This is a genomic window from Glycomyces sp. MUSA5-2, from assembly GCF_037034145.1.
Classification (GTDB): Bacteria; Actinomycetota; Actinomycetes; order Mycobacteriales; family Micromonosporaceae; genus Glycomyces; species Glycomyces artemisiae.
The window spans coordinates 23,163-36,709 of sequence record NZ_JBAGKG010000003.1 but is presented as its reverse complement, the minus strand read 5'-3'; the positions used below and the strand labels follow the sequence as shown (position 1 = coordinate 36,709).

The following is a 13,547-nucleotide window of genomic DNA, read 5'->3' as shown; positions in this document are numbered from 1 at the left end:
GGAATGCAATGCGGCATTCACCCCCCGGGCGCCTGCGGGCCCCCGCCCTCGCAGCGGCCCTCCTCATCGCGGTCGCCGGAGCCCTCGCGGGCCCCGGCGCGTCCCCGGCACACGCACAGACCTCCTACGACATCTACGTCTCCCCCAACGGGAACGACGGCAACGCCGGCACCTCCGCCCAGCCCCTGAAGACCCTGGCGAAGGCCCAGGAGCGGGCCCGGCAGGCCGCCGCCGCGGGCGACGGCGACGTCGCCGTCACCCTCCTCGACGGGACCTACCGGCTCACCGCGCCGCTCCGGTTCGACTCGCGCGACTCAGGGAGGAACGGCCACACCGTGGCCTGGCGGGCCGCCGACGGCGCCGACCCGGTCGTGACCGGCGCCCAGGCCGTCACCGGCTGGGTCCTCGACGACGCCGCGGCCGGGATCTACCGGGCCGACGTCGGCACCGGCTTCGACACCCGGCAGCTCTATGTGGACGGCGTCCTCGCGCAGCGGGCGCGCACCTCCATCTCGTCCGCGGACCTGACGCTCAACGCGTCCGGGTTCACCCTGAACAACGGGAACTTCGACTACCTCGCGTCGCTGCCGAGCCAGCAGCGCATCGAGTTCCAGGCCCTGCTCTCGTTCACCAACCGGTTCGCGCCGGTCCAGGGGATCAGCGGGCGCACCGTCACCATGCAGCAGCCCGCCTGGGACAACAACACCTACGGGTACGACGCGATCCAGAACCCGTTCCGCAGCCCGCAGTTCTTCCTGCTCAACTCGAAGCGCTTCCTCGACCAGGCCGGGGAGTGGTACCTCGACACGAGCGCCGGGCGGCTCTACTACAAGCCCCTCGCGGGGCAGAGCATGTCGACCGCGAAGGTGGAACTGCCGCGGCTGGAGACGCTGATCGAGGTCGGCGGCACCTACGACCAGCCGGTGCGCGCCCTGTCGTTCACCGGGCTCACGTTCACCGGCACGAGCTGGCTCGACCCCGGCTCGAACAACGGGTACGCCAACCAGCAGACCGGCACGTTCATCACCGGCGTCCAGTCCCAGCGGCCCGCCGACGCGTTCACCTCGTGCCGGTCCGGCTGCCGCGGGTTCGAGGCCGCGCGGAACGGCTGGGCGCAGGTCCCCGCCGCCGTGCAGGTCTCCGCGGCCGACGGGATCACGTTCGCGGACAACACGTTCCGCAACCTCGGGTCGGTCGGGCTCGGCATCGGCAACGACGCCAACGCGCACAGCACCGGCGTCGGCCTCGGCGCCAGGAACATCCTCGTCAGCGAGAACACCTTCACCGCGAGCGCGGGCGGCGGCATCGTCGTCGGCGGCGTCAGACCCGACGCGCACCACCCGTCGGACACCCGGATGCTCAACAGCGACATCGAGATCAGCGACAACAGCGTGTACGCCACCGCACTGGAGTACCTCGACCACGCCGCGATCCTGGGGACCTACGCCACCAGACTCACCATCGCGCACAACTACGTGTCGGACATGCCCTACAGCGGCATCAACGTCGGGTTCGGCTGGGGCGCCAACGATCCGGGCGGGAGCCCCGAGTACCTCAACCGCGGCCTGTACGACTTCCAGCCGATCTACCAGACCGCGACGACCCAGCGGGACGTCCGCGTCACCGGCAACCACGTGCGCAACGTGGTGCAGAAGCTGTTCGACGCCGGGTGCATCTACTCGCTGTCGGCGCACCCGTCCAGCACCATCTCCGGGAACTACTGCGAGAACAGCGGGCAGCTCGGCCTGTACTTCGACGAGGGCTCGCGGTACTTCTCCGCCACGGGCAACGTCTTCCGCAGCACGGCCGGGCAGTGGGCGCACGCCAACAACCAGAACAGCAACCTCACCGGCGACATCACGCTGACCGGGAACTACACCACCAACAGCGCGATCACCGGCCTGGTCGACGGCCAGCGCGGCAACACCGTGCGCAACAACACGACCTACAGCCCGGGCTCGGTGCCGGCGACGGCCGCGCAGATCATCGCCGACGCGGGCCCGAGGGCGGACGGCGGCGGCACGACCACGGGCGCGCTGCGCTCGGTCAGCGCGGGCCGGTGCCTCGACGTGCCGAACCAGTCGACGGCCAACGGGACGCAGATGCAGGTCTACGACTGCTGGAGCGGCGCGAACCAGCAGTGGACCTACACGGCCGCGGGCGAGTTCACCGTCTACTCGGGAGGGTCGCTGAAGTGCCTGGACGCGTCCGGGGGCGGCACCGCCAACGGCACGGCGGCCATCATCTGGACCTGCCACGGCGGGAGCAACCAGCGGTGGAACCGGAACGCCGACGGGACGGTCACCAACGCCGGGTCGGGGCTGTGCCTCGACGTGTCGGGCGCGGCGACCGCGAACGGCACCAAGGTGGTGCTGTGGTCGTGCAACGGCGGCGCGAACCAGCGGTGGACGTTCGCTTAGGAGGACCCGTGCCCGGCCCGCGGTCCTCGCGGGCCGGGCACGGCCGTTCGGGTTCGTCAACGCGCGGAACCAACCCGCGGTTCAGAAGTGGAGGAAGTCCCGGATGGCGAGCACGGCCCCGGCGCGGGCCCATTCGGCGAAGTCGAAGGGCTGGATGTCGAGCGGGGTCGGGACGCCGAGGTGCTGCCGGTAGGTCGCGACGGCGGCGTCGATCTCGCCGCGGGCGAGTTCGGCGACGGCGATGCCGTCGCCGGTGACGACGATCTTCTCGGGGTCCATGGTGTTCGCGAGCGTGGCGATGAGGACGCCGAGGGCGTGCCCGGCGTCGCGGAACGCCTGCACGGCGGCGGGGTCGCCGCCGCGCGCGAGGTCGAGCACGCTCGCGTAGTCGAGGCCGGGGGCGCGCAGGGCGGCCACGATCGCGGCGTTCGAGAGGTAGGAGGCGGCGCAGCCGCGGTGGCCGCGTTCGCATCTGGGGCCGCTGGGGTCGATCGGCAGGTGCTCCAGGCTTCCGGCCTTGCCGTTGATGCCGGTGACGACCTTGCCGTCGACGACGATGCCGACGCCTATCCCCGCGCCGACGGCGATGAGCACCATCGACTCGTGGCCGGCGCCGACGCCGAACCAGTGCTCGGCCGCGGTGAGGGCGCGCATGTCGTTCTCGGCGGTGGCGGGGATGCCGAGCCGCTCGCTCACGAGCGCGGCGAGGGGCACGCCGCTCCATTCGAGGAACGGCGACTGCGCGACGGTCTGTCCCTTGTCGGTGGACACGACGTCCCCGGCGAGGCCGATCCCGGCGGCGACGACGCCGGGGTGCTCCTCGGCGAGGCGCTCGTGGACGGCGCCGATCTGGGCGACGGCGTCCTTGACGCGCCGGGAGGCGAGCGGTTCGTCGTATTCGGCGAGGGCCTGCGCGGCGAGGTCGGTGACGACGGCGAAGAGGTGGTCGCCGGTGAGCTTGACGCCCAGGAACTTGCGGCTCTCGGGGCGGATGCGGAGCACTTCACTGGGCCTGCCGGTGGCGCCGCGGAGCTCGACGGGGCCGTCGGCGAGCAGGCCCTGCTCGATGAGCGCGCGCGTGACGCGGGTGAGGCTGGCGCGGGACATGCCGAGTTCGCGCGCGATCTCGGCGCGCGACTTCGGGCCGCGGATCAGCAGTTCGCGGAGCGTGCTGCGCTCCAGGCCGCTGAGCGGGGCGCGCGGTGGCGCGCCTTCCTCCACGGGTGCCGGTGTCGGCTTCATTGCGGTCTCCTCGGTTTGTTCACTGCCCACGGTATCGGGGCGGTCGGGCGACGTGCGATGGGATCGAATGCCGCATTCGCGGGTCTTCGCCGGGTCATCGCGAGCCGAAGTTAGTTTCACATATTGACAAACTCGATGGATGCTGCGTACCGTACATCGCACCGGATCAGGCATCCACATACCCCTATACGCCTGGCCCGTGCTCGCATTCCCGGTACAGAAGGAGCAACCCTTTGCGACGACGCACATTCACCGCCTCCGTCGGCGCGGCGGCGGCCGCCGCCGCGGTCGCGGCCGGCACCCTGCCCGCCTGGGCCCGCGAGGAGGGCGGTCGCGGCGGCGACGCCTACGTCTGGAGGAACGCCGCGGTCAACGGCGGCGGCTTCGTCCCGGGCATCGTCTTCAACGAGACCGAGCCGGGCCTCATTTACGCCCGCACCGACATCGGCGGGTGCTACCGGTGGCAGGAGGACTCGCGCACCTGGACGCCGCTGCTCGACTGGGTCGGCCGCGACAAGTGGGGCTGGTCCGGCGTCGTCTCCATGGCGACCGACCCCGTCGAGCCCGACCGCGTCTACGCCGCCGTCGGCACCTACACGATCGACTGGGACCCGAACAACGGCGCGGTCCTGTACTCCGACGACCGCGGCGACACCTGGGGCGCAGCCGAGCTGCCGTTCAAGCAGGGCGGCAACATGCCCGGCCGCGGCATGGGCGAGCGCCTCGCGGTGAACCCGGCCGACAACGCCCAGGTGTACCTGGGCACGCCGAGCGGCAACGGCCTGTGGCGCTCGGTCGACCACGGCCGCACGTGGGCGAAGGTCGAGAGCTTCCCCAACCCCGGGAACTTCGTCGTCGACCCCTCGAACCCCACGCTCGCGGACAACCAGGGCGTCATCTGGATCGACTTCGACCAGATCGGCGGGAAGATCTACGTGGGCGTGGCCGACCCGGCGGACCCGCTCTACGTCTCCGAGGACGGCGGCGCCACGTGGCAGGCCGTGCCCGGCGCGGCCGAGGCGCTCGGCTCGGCCGACGGGAACCGCACCATCCCCAAGCAGTCCGCAGTGGACAATACCAACGGGTACCTGTACGTCATCACGAGCTACGACCCCGGCCCCTACAACGGCGCGCCCGCGTCCGGCGACGGCGGCAGGATCATGCGTCTCGCGACGCAGACCGGCGAGTGGACCGACATCACGCCCGCCTACAACCCGCGCGGCGTCATCCCCGGTTTCGGCGGCATCACCGTCGACCGCCAGAACCCCGGCACGCTCATGGCGTCCACGTGCAACAACTGGTGGCCCGACGAGATCCTCTACCGCTCCACGGACTCAGGCGCCACCTGGTCGCTCAGCTGGGACTATGCCGAGGGCCAGGACCGGCACGACCGGTTCGCCATGGACAGCTCCGGCTCGCCGTGGCTGTCGTGGAACGGCGAGGACCAGCTCCCGCAGTACGCGGTCAAGCACGGCTGGATGATCGAGGCCCTCGCGATCGACCCGCACGACTCGGACCGGATCATGTGGGGCACCGGGGCCACGATCTGGGGCACCGAGTCGCTGACGCAGTGGGACGCCCAGGGCGACCTCATCAGCGAGGACGAGGCCGGTCAGCGGGTCCCGCTGCCGGTCGAGCAGTTCACCGTCGGCGTGCGGGCCGAGGGGATCGAGGAGACCGCGTCGCTCGACCTCGCGGCGCTCGGCGGAACGCTCGTGTCCGCCGTGGGCGACGTCGGCGGCTTCGTCCACACCGACCTCGACCGGGCCGTGCCGATGATCGACACCGGCTGGTCCACCGGCACGAGCGTCGACTTCGCGCAGGCGAACCCCGACATCGTCGTCGGCACCGGCAACGTGCACGGCAACGAGAAGGGCCACGTCGGCGTCTCGACCGACCGGGGCAAGACCTGGAAGAACGCCGCACCCGTGGAAGGCGTCCCCGGCGACGGCCACGGCGGCACCGTCGCGGTCACCGCCGACGGGTCCCGCATCCTCTGGACCCCCGGCGACTCCGAGGTGACCCCGGTGTACAGCGCCGACCTCGGCGAGACGTGGACGCCGGTCCAGGGACTCCCCGCGGGCGCGAAGATCCGCTCCGACCGCGTCAGGGCCTCGGTCCTGTACGCCTTCTCGGGCGGAGTGTTCTACCGCAGCACCGACGGGGGCGCGACGTTCGCCGACACGGGGGCGACCGGACTGCCGACCGGAGCCGTCGAGGACTTCCGGGCCGTCCCGGGCCACAAGAGCCACGTCTGGCTCGCCGGGCGCGGCGACGAGAAGGAGGGCATCGGCGGGGGCGTGTGGCGCTCCAAGGACGGGGGCGCCACCTGGAAGCGCATCGCCGTGTTCGAGACCGCCGAGTCCGTCGGCTTCGGCAAGGCCGCCAGGCGGTCCGGCTACCCGGCGGTCTACACCTCGGCCGAGATCGGCGGCAAGGCCGGGATCTACCGCTCCACCGACGGCGGCAGCCACTGGTCCCGCGTCAACGACGACGACCACCAGTGGGCCTGGTCGGGCTCGGCGATCACCGGCGATCCCGAGATCTACGGCCGCGTCTACCTGACCACGAACGGCCGCGGCATCGTCTACGGCGACATCGCGGACTGACGGGACTCCGGCCCCGGGGGCGGCGCCCCCGGAGCCGGGACGACCGGCCGCCGGGCCCGGATCCGGGGCTCGGCGGCCGCTGTCCGCTCAGTGCGCGCGCGTCAGGCCCAGGCGGCCTTCAGGCGGGCGTGCTCGGCGGCGGTGACGGGGAGGACCACGCCGTGGCAGGGGTCGGCCGGGAGCCGGACATCGGTGCAGGGCAGCCACTCCCCGCCCGCCAGGTCGGTCGTCTCGAACGGCACGTAGCGCCGCTCTGGCGTGAACTCGTCGATCCACAGGAACCACTTGTCCTCGGTGTTCGACTTGTACACCAGCGGGCCCTCGCCCTGCTTGACCGCGCCGAGGCCGATCCCCTCCGCGAGCGGCTCCCACCGCTCGGCCGTCAGCGAGGCCGCGGTCTCCGAGAACACCGACTTGCCGTGGGGCGCACCGCCGTCGCGGGCCCGCTCGTCCTTGAGGAAGCGGTAGTACAGGCCGTCGTGCGCGATGACCGTGGCGTCGATGGTGTTCCAACCGCGGTCGACCCACGGGCACGCCTCGGAGAACTCGCGGAAGTCCCGCGTCGTGGCGTACATGATCCGGTTGTAGCTCGGGCCCTCGTGCGCCGCGTCGTCGTACAGCGAGGACGACCAGTGGACGAGGTAGGCGCCCTGCTCGGGGTCCCAGACCGATTCGGGGGCCCAGGTGTTGCCCGCCGCAGGGGGCGCGACCTCGACGAGTCGGCCCTCGCCCCAGTCCACGAGGTCGCCCGACTCCCACACCATGATCGAGCGGCTTCCCCAGCGCTGCATGCGGTCCCAGTCGGTGCGCTCGAAGACCCGCAGGTCCGTGGCGACCATGAAGAAGCGGTCCCCCTCGGGCGAGCGAACGATGTGCGGGTCGCGGACGCCGCGGTCCCCGAGGGTCGAGAACAGGACCGGCCTGCCGCCGTTGAGGTCGTCGAAATGCAGCGGGTCGTCGCCGTCGCTGAGGGCGAAGTGGATCTGCTCGCCGTCGGCGGACTCGCGCTTGAAGTGGACGTACAGGTAGCCCGCGTACTCGGGCCGTGCGGAACTCACTGGTCGGGACTCCTCGGCTTCATGGAATGGACGTTCGTCAGCGGCCGAGCCAGCCGCCGTCGACCGGGAGCACCGTACCCGAGACGTAGTCGGAGGCGGCGCTGGCGAGGAACACCGTCGCGCCCGCGAGGTCCTCGGGCCGGCCCCACCGGCCGGCCGGGATGCGTTCGAGGATCGCCCGGGAGCGATCCGGATCGTCTTGCAGCGCTTGGGTGTTGTCGGTCGCGATGTACCCGGGGGCGATCGCGTTGACGGTGACACCGCGCCCGGTCCACTCGTTCGCGAGCGCCTTCGTCAGCCCGGCGACACCGGACTTGGCGGCCGCGTAGCCGGGGACGTTGATGCCGCCCTGGAAGCTCAGGAGCGAGGCGGTGAAGACGATCTTCCCGTAGCCGCGCTCCAGCATCCCGCCGCCCACGGCCCGCGCCAGCGCGAACTGGCTGGTCAGGTTCACCTGGAGCACTTCGTCCCAATAGGCGTCGGAGTGCTCGGCGGCGGGGGCGCGGCGGATGGTCCCGGCGTTGTTGACGAGGATGTCGACCGGTTCGGCCGCGAGCGTCGCGGCGAGGTCGGCGACCGCCTGCGGGTCGTTGAAGTCGGCGCGCAGGGCGCGGAAGGAGCGGCCGAGGGCGGTGACGCGCCGACCGATGGCGGAGCCTTCGGGTTCGATGGTGGCGCTGACGCCGATGACGTCGGCGCCCGCGGCGGCGAGGGCCTCGGCCATGGCGAAGCCGATGCCGCGCTTGGCGCCGGTGACGACGGCGAGGCGGCCGGTCAGGTCGAAGGGGTTCATGCGGCCTCGCTCTGCTCGCCGGCCTGGACGTCGATGAGGATCTTCATGGCCTCGCCGCCGGTGAGGGCGTCGAACGCGGCCTGGACTTCGCTGAGCGGCATCACCTTCGTGATGAGCGCGTCGGCGGGGATCTCCCCCGCGTCCAGGAGCGCCACGGCGGTGTCGAAGTCCTGCCGCTGGTAGACGCGGGCGCCGAGGAGGCGCAGTTCGCGCCAGAAGACGCGCTGGAGGTTGATCGGACGGGGCTCGGGGTGGATGGCGACGACGACGAGGGTGCCGCGGACCTTGGCGTAGTCGACGGCGCCGAGCACGGCCGCGGCGGCGCCGGAGACCTCGAAGACGACGTCGGCGCCCGCGCCGCCGGTCCACTCCTCGACCGCGGCGACGGTGTCGTCGCGGGGGTCGAGGGCGGTGAAGCCGAGGTCGGCTACCTGGCTGCGGCGCTTGGGGTCGAGTTCGACCACGACCACGTCGGCGCCGAAGGAGCGGGCGACCGCGGCGATGAGCACGCCGATGGGGCCGCCGCCGATGACCACGGCCTTCTGGCCGGGTTCGAGCTCGGCGCGGCGCACGTCGTGGACGGCGACGGCGGTGGGTTCGACGAGGGCCGCGTGCTGGAGCGACAGGGTCGCGGGGAGCGGCACGAGGAGCCCTGCGTCGACGTTCCAGCGCCGCTGGAGCGCGCCGGGCGAGTCGATGCCCACGAAGTCGAGGTTCTGGCAGATGTGGGCGTTCCCGGCGAGGCAGGCCGGGCAGGTGCCGTCCCAGGCGAGGGGCATGACGGTGACCGGGTCGCCGACGGCCCAGCCTGCGACGCCGTCGCCGAGGGCGGCGACGGTCCCGCTCATCTCGTGCCCGATGACCGCGGGGACGTCGACGCGGGCGTCCATGTGACCGGCGAGGATGTGCAGGTCGGTGCCGCAGATCCCGTTGTAGGCCACGGCAATCTGCACTTCGCCGGGGCCCGGGGGCGCCGGGTCGGCCTCGTCGACGGTCATGGTCCGGTTCCCGGCGTAGTGTGCGGCGAGCACGGGTGCCTCCCTCGGTCGTGGGGAACGGTCGCGGATGAGGATTGCACACATCGACTGTTTGCGCAATCGTTTGAGCATCGGTTTTTCCGATAGGCGATACTGGTCCGATGGCGAAGCTCAGCGATGTGGCGGCCCGGGCGGGCGTCTCGGTGTCGGCGGTGTCCCGCGTGCTCTCCGGCGACCCCGCGGCGCGGGTCAGCGAGGCGACGCGCGACCGGGTCCGCAAGGCCGCGGCCGAGGTCGGCTACCACCCGAACTTCGCGGGCCGGGCGCTCAAGCTCGCCCGTACCGACGTCATCGCGCTCATCGTCCCCGACGTGACGAACGCGCTGTTCACCGAGCTGACCCGCGGCGTGGAGGACGAGGCGGTGGCGCGCGGCTGCGTGATGCTGCTGGCGCGCAGCGAGGACATGCAGCCCGGCGGCCCCATGTTCGACCGGCTCGTGGGCGAGGGCCGGGTGGACGGCATCGTGCTCCAGCCGCGCGACGGCGCCGACCCGCAGGAGCTGGCCCGCACGGTCGGCGAGCGCGCGCCGCTGGTCACGATCCACCAGCGGATTCCGGGCGCGAGCTCGGTCGTGGTGCCCGACGAGCTGGCCGCGCGCCGCGCCACCGAGCACCTGATCGCCTTGGGGCACCGCAGGATCGGCTTCGCCGGGGGCCTGGCCGGGTCGCCGACCGCGCAGCGCCGGGCCGACGGGCACCTCGAAGCGCTGCTGCGGGCGGGCATCGCCGCCGCACCTGAGCTGGTCACCTGGCGCGGCTACCGGGAGTCCGACGGCCGGGCCTCCGCGGCGGAACTGCTCGCACTCCCCCAGCGGCCCACCGCGATCGTGGCCGCGAACGTCAACGCCGCGATCGGCGTCCTCGCCCAGGCCCGGGCCCAGGGGCTCGCGGTGCCCCGGGACCTCTCGGTGGTCGCCATCCACGACGCGTGGACCGCCGAGCACACCTGGCCGCCGCTCACCTGCGTGCGGATGCCGCTGTACGAACTCGGCCGCACCGCCGTCGCCACGCTCGCCGAGATCGTCGACGGGGGCGCGGTCGTCCACCGCAGCGTGGACGATCCGGAGCCGGTGCTCGTCGGCCGCGAATCGGCCGCCGCGCCGCGGAACTGACGCCGCCCGCCCTTGCGCCGGGCCGTGCTTTCCGGATAGTCTCGCGCTTGATCAATCGTTTGCGCAACCGGTGGTGCACCGCCGCCCCACCCCGCCGCTCCCAGCGCCGCTTCACCCCGGAGCCGCGCCGCGCACCCCGAACCGAGGGACACCGCATGACGCTCATCGAGGCCGTCGAGACGCACGACGTCCGCTTCCCCACGTCGCTCACGCTGGACGGCTCGGACGCGATGAACAAGGACGGCGACTACTCCGCCGCCTACGTCGTCGTCCGCACCGACGACCCCGGCCTGGCCGGGTACGGCTTCACCTTCACCATCGGGCGCGGCAACGACCTCGTCACCGCCGCCGCACTCCAGTGGGCCGTCAAGCTCATCGGCCGCGACCTCGACACCGTGGTCGGCGACCTCGGCGGGCTCTACCGCGAGCTCCAGTCCGACTCGCAGCTGCGCTGGCTGGGCCCGGAGAAGGGCGTCGTTCACATCGCGCTCGCCGCGGTCATGAACGCCGTCTGGGACCTCGCCGCCCGCGCCGCGGGCAAGCCCCTGTGGCGCCTCCTCGCCGACATGACCCCCGAGCAGCTCGTGGACGCCGCGGACCTGCGCTACCTCTCCGACGCGCTCACCCGCGACGAGGCCCTCGCGATCCTGCGCGACAAGGCCGACACCCGCGCCGACCGCATCGCCGAGCTCGAAGCCCGCGGCGGCTACCCGTGCTACACCACCAGCGCGGGCTGGCTCGGCTACAGCGACGACAAGCTCCGGCGCCTGCTCCAGGAGGCAGTCGACTCCGGCTACCGCCACGTCAAGCTCAAAGTGGGCGCCGACCTGGAAGAGGACCGCCGCCGCCTGCGCATCGCGCGCGAGGTCATCGGCCCGGACGCCAAGCTCATGATCGACGCGAATCAGGTGTGGGACGTGCCCGAGGCCATCGAGTGGGTCAAGGCGCTCGCCGAGTTCGAGCCGCACTGGATCGAGGAGCCCACCAGCCCCGACGACGTCCTCGGCCACGCCGCGGTCCGCCGCGCCGTCGCGCCGATCGGCGTCGCCACCGGCGAGCACGGCATGAACCGGGTGCTGTTCAAGCAGATGCTCCAGGCCGAGGCGATCGACTACCTCCAGCTCGACTCCGCGAGGCTCGCGGGCGTCAACGAGATCATCGCCGTGTACCTGCTGGCCGCGAAGTTCGGCGTGCCGGTGTGCCCGCACGCGGGCGGGGTGGGCCTGTGCGAACTCGTGCAGCACCTGTCGGTCTTCGACTACGTGGCCGTCTCGGCCAGCCTGGAGGACCGGGTCACCGAGTACGTGGACCACCTCCACGAGCATTTCACCGACCCGTGCATCGTCGAGAACGGCAACTACGTGCTCCCCTCCAAGCCGGGGTACTCCGCCGAGATGCACACCGCCTCGATCGAGGAGTTCGCCTACCCGGACGGCGCCCACTGGAAGCAGCGGGCTTCCGCGAAGTAGCCACCGCCGCAGCAGAAAGGACCGCATGCTCACCTACGGCCTCATCCACCCGCCGCTCCTCGCCGCGCTCGCCTCGGCCGGGCACGGCTCGCGGATCCTCGTCGCCGACGGGCACTTCCCGTGCTCCACGCACACCAACCCCGCGGCGGCGACGGTCCACCTCAACCTGCGCCCCGGCCTGCTCGACGGCGACCAGGTGCTCGAAACCCTGCTCGACGCCGTCCCGATCGAGCACGCGGCGGTCATGGACTCCGGCGGGCCGGCCGTCCCCGCACACGAGGGCTACCGCGCCGCACTCGGACCGCACGTCGCGTTCGAGGCCGTGGAGCGCTTCGCCTTCTACGACCTCGCCCGGCAGCCGGACGTCGCCGTGGTCATCGCCACCGGCGACCAGCGCCAGTGGGCGAACCTCCTGCTCACCATCGGCGTCGCCGGCGTGACCCCGCGGTAGGGACCCGGTCAGCGGCGGGGTCGCGCGGTGGACTCCCGGACCACCAGCTGCGGTTTGACCACTGAGGAGACGAGGTCGCGCTCGCCCTGCATCTGCCGCGACAGCAGCCCGAATGCGCGCGCTCCCAGGTCCTCGAAGTCCTGCTCGACCGTGGTGAGCGAAGGGCGCCAGAGCGACACGAGGGGCTGGCCGTCGAATCCGGCGACGGAGACGTCGCCCGGGACGTCGAGGCCGCGGTCCGCGAGGGCCCGCATGACCCCGAGGGCGATCTCGTCGTTCCCGCAGAAGACGGCGGTCACGTCGTCGCGCCCGGCTATGCGCTCGCCCCAGCGGTAGCCGGAGGGCGCGTCCCATTCGGAGTCCATCACCTCGGGGACCTCGGCGCCCGCGTCCTCCAGCGCGGCGCGCCAGCCCTCAGTGCGGCCGGAGGTCTTCCCGCCGGTGGGTCCGGCGATGTGGTGGACGGTGCGGTGTCCTTGCCGCAGCAGGTACTCGGTGACCTGGCGGCCGCCCGCGGCCTCGTCGATCAGCGCGGCGAGCGAGCCGTCCACGCGCTCCGACCCGCCTCCGGCGGCGACGACCGGGAGCGACTCGGGGAGCGCCTTCGACGCCTTGATGCCCGCGCGCCGGAACTCCAGGACGATCGCGCCCCCGATGGGCTGCGACAGCGCGAGGTCGACCGCGCGCATCACCGATTCGTCCTCATCGGACGCCACGATCGTTATTGACACGGACATCCCCGCCCGCTGGGCGGCGGTCTCGACGCCCGCCAGGGTGTTCGCGTAGCCGTAGGCCGACGTCGTGGCCTCTGCGATGATCGAGATGAGGTTCGGCTGGCTCAGCCGCAGCGACCGGGCGGCGCTGTTGGGGCGGTAGCCGAGCTCCTTCACCGCGGCGTGGACCCGCTGCGCCAGTTCGGGGGCGACGTTCTTGGTCCCGTTGAGCACGCGGGAGACGGTGGGCACGGAGACGCCCGCCGCTTTGGCGACGTCGGCGAGGACGGGGGCGCGGTATGCATTCGAGGAGGCCATGGTGTCGAGGATACGAGACAGTCGTCCCACATCACGGCCGGGATCGATGTTTCAGATAATCGTTATCTCAACATCTAGACGACAGCATGATCAACTTCAGGCTCCGAAGACTTGAGTTTCATGCCAGTTCACCTGCGATGATGATCGACGTATATCGTCGCGCTCCCCTGGGGCGGACGCCTCCGCGCGGCCTCATCATTGACCGTCGTCAATCGTCTTGATAACCTTCTCTCGGCTGTGAGGCACAGAGGCCGACCCTTCCGGCACCTGGCGGCCTCTCCCACTGGTCGACATCAGCGCCATCTCCCGCAGGGACATCACTAGG

The 13,547-nt window shown here is 71.9% G+C and carries 10 protein-coding genes; 5 read left to right on the top strand and 5 right to left on the bottom strand.

What is annotated here, in order from left to right:
* Positions 1 to 8: 8 nt before the first annotated feature.
* Positions 9 to 2,420 carry an RICIN domain-containing protein gene (locus WA640_RS10415; protein WP_335987583.1) on the top strand — a complete coding sequence of 804 codons (2,412 nt, stop codon included), beginning with the start codon at positions 9 to 11 and terminating at the stop codon, positions 2,418 to 2,420.
* Between the two features lie 81 nt (positions 2,421 to 2,501).
* Here the strand turns inward: WA640_RS10415 and WA640_RS10410 are convergent, their stop codons facing one another.
* Positions 2,502 to 3,662: an ROK family transcriptional regulator gene (locus tag WA640_RS10410; protein ID WP_335987582.1), complete on the bottom strand. Its 1,161-nt coding sequence runs from the start codon at positions 3,660 to 3,662 to the stop codon at positions 2,502 to 2,504.
* A 233-nt stretch (positions 3,663 to 3,895) separates the two neighbouring features.
* Between WA640_RS10410 and WA640_RS10405 the strand changes: the two genes are divergently transcribed.
* Positions 3,896 to 6,271: a xyloglucanase gene (locus WA640_RS10405; RefSeq protein WP_335987581.1), complete on the top strand. Its 2,376-nt coding sequence runs from the start codon at positions 3,896 to 3,898 to the stop codon at positions 6,269 to 6,271.
* A 101-nt stretch (positions 6,272 to 6,372) separates the two neighbouring features.
* On the opposite strand, the gene WA640_RS10400 is transcribed toward WA640_RS10405, so the two are convergent.
* From WA640_RS10400 to WA640_RS10390, 3 genes are read right to left on the bottom strand one after another with little or no spacing between them, the layout of a single operon-like run.
* A complete protein-coding gene (locus tag WA640_RS10400) occupies positions 6,373 to 7,329 on the bottom strand; it encodes a glycoside hydrolase family 43 protein (RefSeq protein WP_335987580.1) in 957 nt (318 codons plus the stop codon).
* A gap of 37 nt (positions 7,330 to 7,366) precedes the next feature.
* Positions 7,367 to 8,122: an SDR family oxidoreductase gene (locus WA640_RS10395; RefSeq protein WP_335987579.1), complete on the bottom strand. Its 756-nt coding sequence runs from the start codon at positions 8,120 to 8,122 to the stop codon at positions 7,367 to 7,369.
* Positions 8,119 to 9,153, bottom strand: a complete 1,035-nt coding sequence (locus WA640_RS10390) for a zinc-dependent alcohol dehydrogenase (protein WP_335987578.1) — start codon at positions 9,151 to 9,153, stop codon at positions 8,119 to 8,121. The genes WA640_RS10395 and WA640_RS10390 overlap by 4 nt, the downstream gene beginning before the upstream one ends.
* Positions 9,154 to 9,260: 107 nt before the next feature.
* Between WA640_RS10390 and WA640_RS10385 the strand changes: the two genes are divergently transcribed.
* The 3 genes from WA640_RS10385 (at position 9,261) to WA640_RS10375 (ending at position 12,191) form a co-directional block, all read left to right on the top strand.
* Entirely contained in the window at positions 9,261 to 10,271 is a 1,011-nt protein-coding gene (locus tag WA640_RS10385) for a LacI family DNA-binding transcriptional regulator (RefSeq protein WP_106363842.1), read from the top strand.
* 155 nt (positions 10,272 to 10,426) lie between these two features.
* Positions 10,427 to 11,740, top strand: coding sequence for an L-fuconate dehydratase (locus WA640_RS10380; RefSeq protein WP_335987577.1), 1,314 nt, complete (start codon positions 10,427 to 10,429; stop codon positions 11,738 to 11,740).
* A gap of 25 nt (positions 11,741 to 11,765) precedes the next feature.
* Positions 11,766 to 12,191, top strand: coding sequence for an RbsD/FucU family protein (locus tag WA640_RS10375; protein ID WP_335987576.1), 426 nt, complete (start codon positions 11,766 to 11,768; stop codon positions 12,189 to 12,191).
* Between the two features lie 8 nt (positions 12,192 to 12,199).
* Here the strand turns inward: WA640_RS10375 and WA640_RS10370 are convergent, their stop codons facing one another.
* Positions 12,200 to 13,222, bottom strand: coding sequence for a LacI family DNA-binding transcriptional regulator (locus WA640_RS10370; protein WP_106363845.1), 1,023 nt, complete (start codon positions 13,220 to 13,222; stop codon positions 12,200 to 12,202).
* Positions 13,223 to 13,547 lie beyond the last annotated feature (325 nt).

What these genes read in the sequence shown, in the direction of transcription:
- WA640_RS10415 (WP_335987583.1), top strand. Translation starts at nt 9, where the DNA reads ATGCGGCATTCACCCCCCGGGCGCCTGCGGGCCCCCGCCCTCGCAGCG.
- WA640_RS10410 (WP_335987582.1), bottom strand. Translation starts at nt 3,662, where the DNA reads ATGAAGCCGACACCGGCACCCGTGGAGGAAGGCGCGCCACCGCGCGCC.
- WA640_RS10395 (WP_335987579.1), bottom strand. Translation starts at nt 8,122, where the DNA reads ATGAACCCCTTCGACCTGACCGGCCGCCTCGCCGTCGTCACCGGCGCC.
- WA640_RS10385 (WP_106363842.1), top strand. Translation starts at nt 9,261, where the DNA reads ATGGCGAAGCTCAGCGATGTGGCGGCCCGGGCGGGCGTCTCGGTGTCG.
- WA640_RS10380 (WP_335987577.1), top strand. Translation starts at nt 10,427, where the DNA reads ATGACGCTCATCGAGGCCGTCGAGACGCACGACGTCCGCTTCCCCACG.
- WA640_RS10375 (WP_335987576.1), top strand. Translation starts at nt 11,766, where the DNA reads ATGCTCACCTACGGCCTCATCCACCCGCCGCTCCTCGCCGCGCTCGCC.
- WA640_RS10370 (WP_106363845.1), bottom strand. Translation starts at nt 13,222, where the DNA reads ATGGCCTCCTCGAATGCATACCGCGCCCCCGTCCTCGCCGACGTCGCC.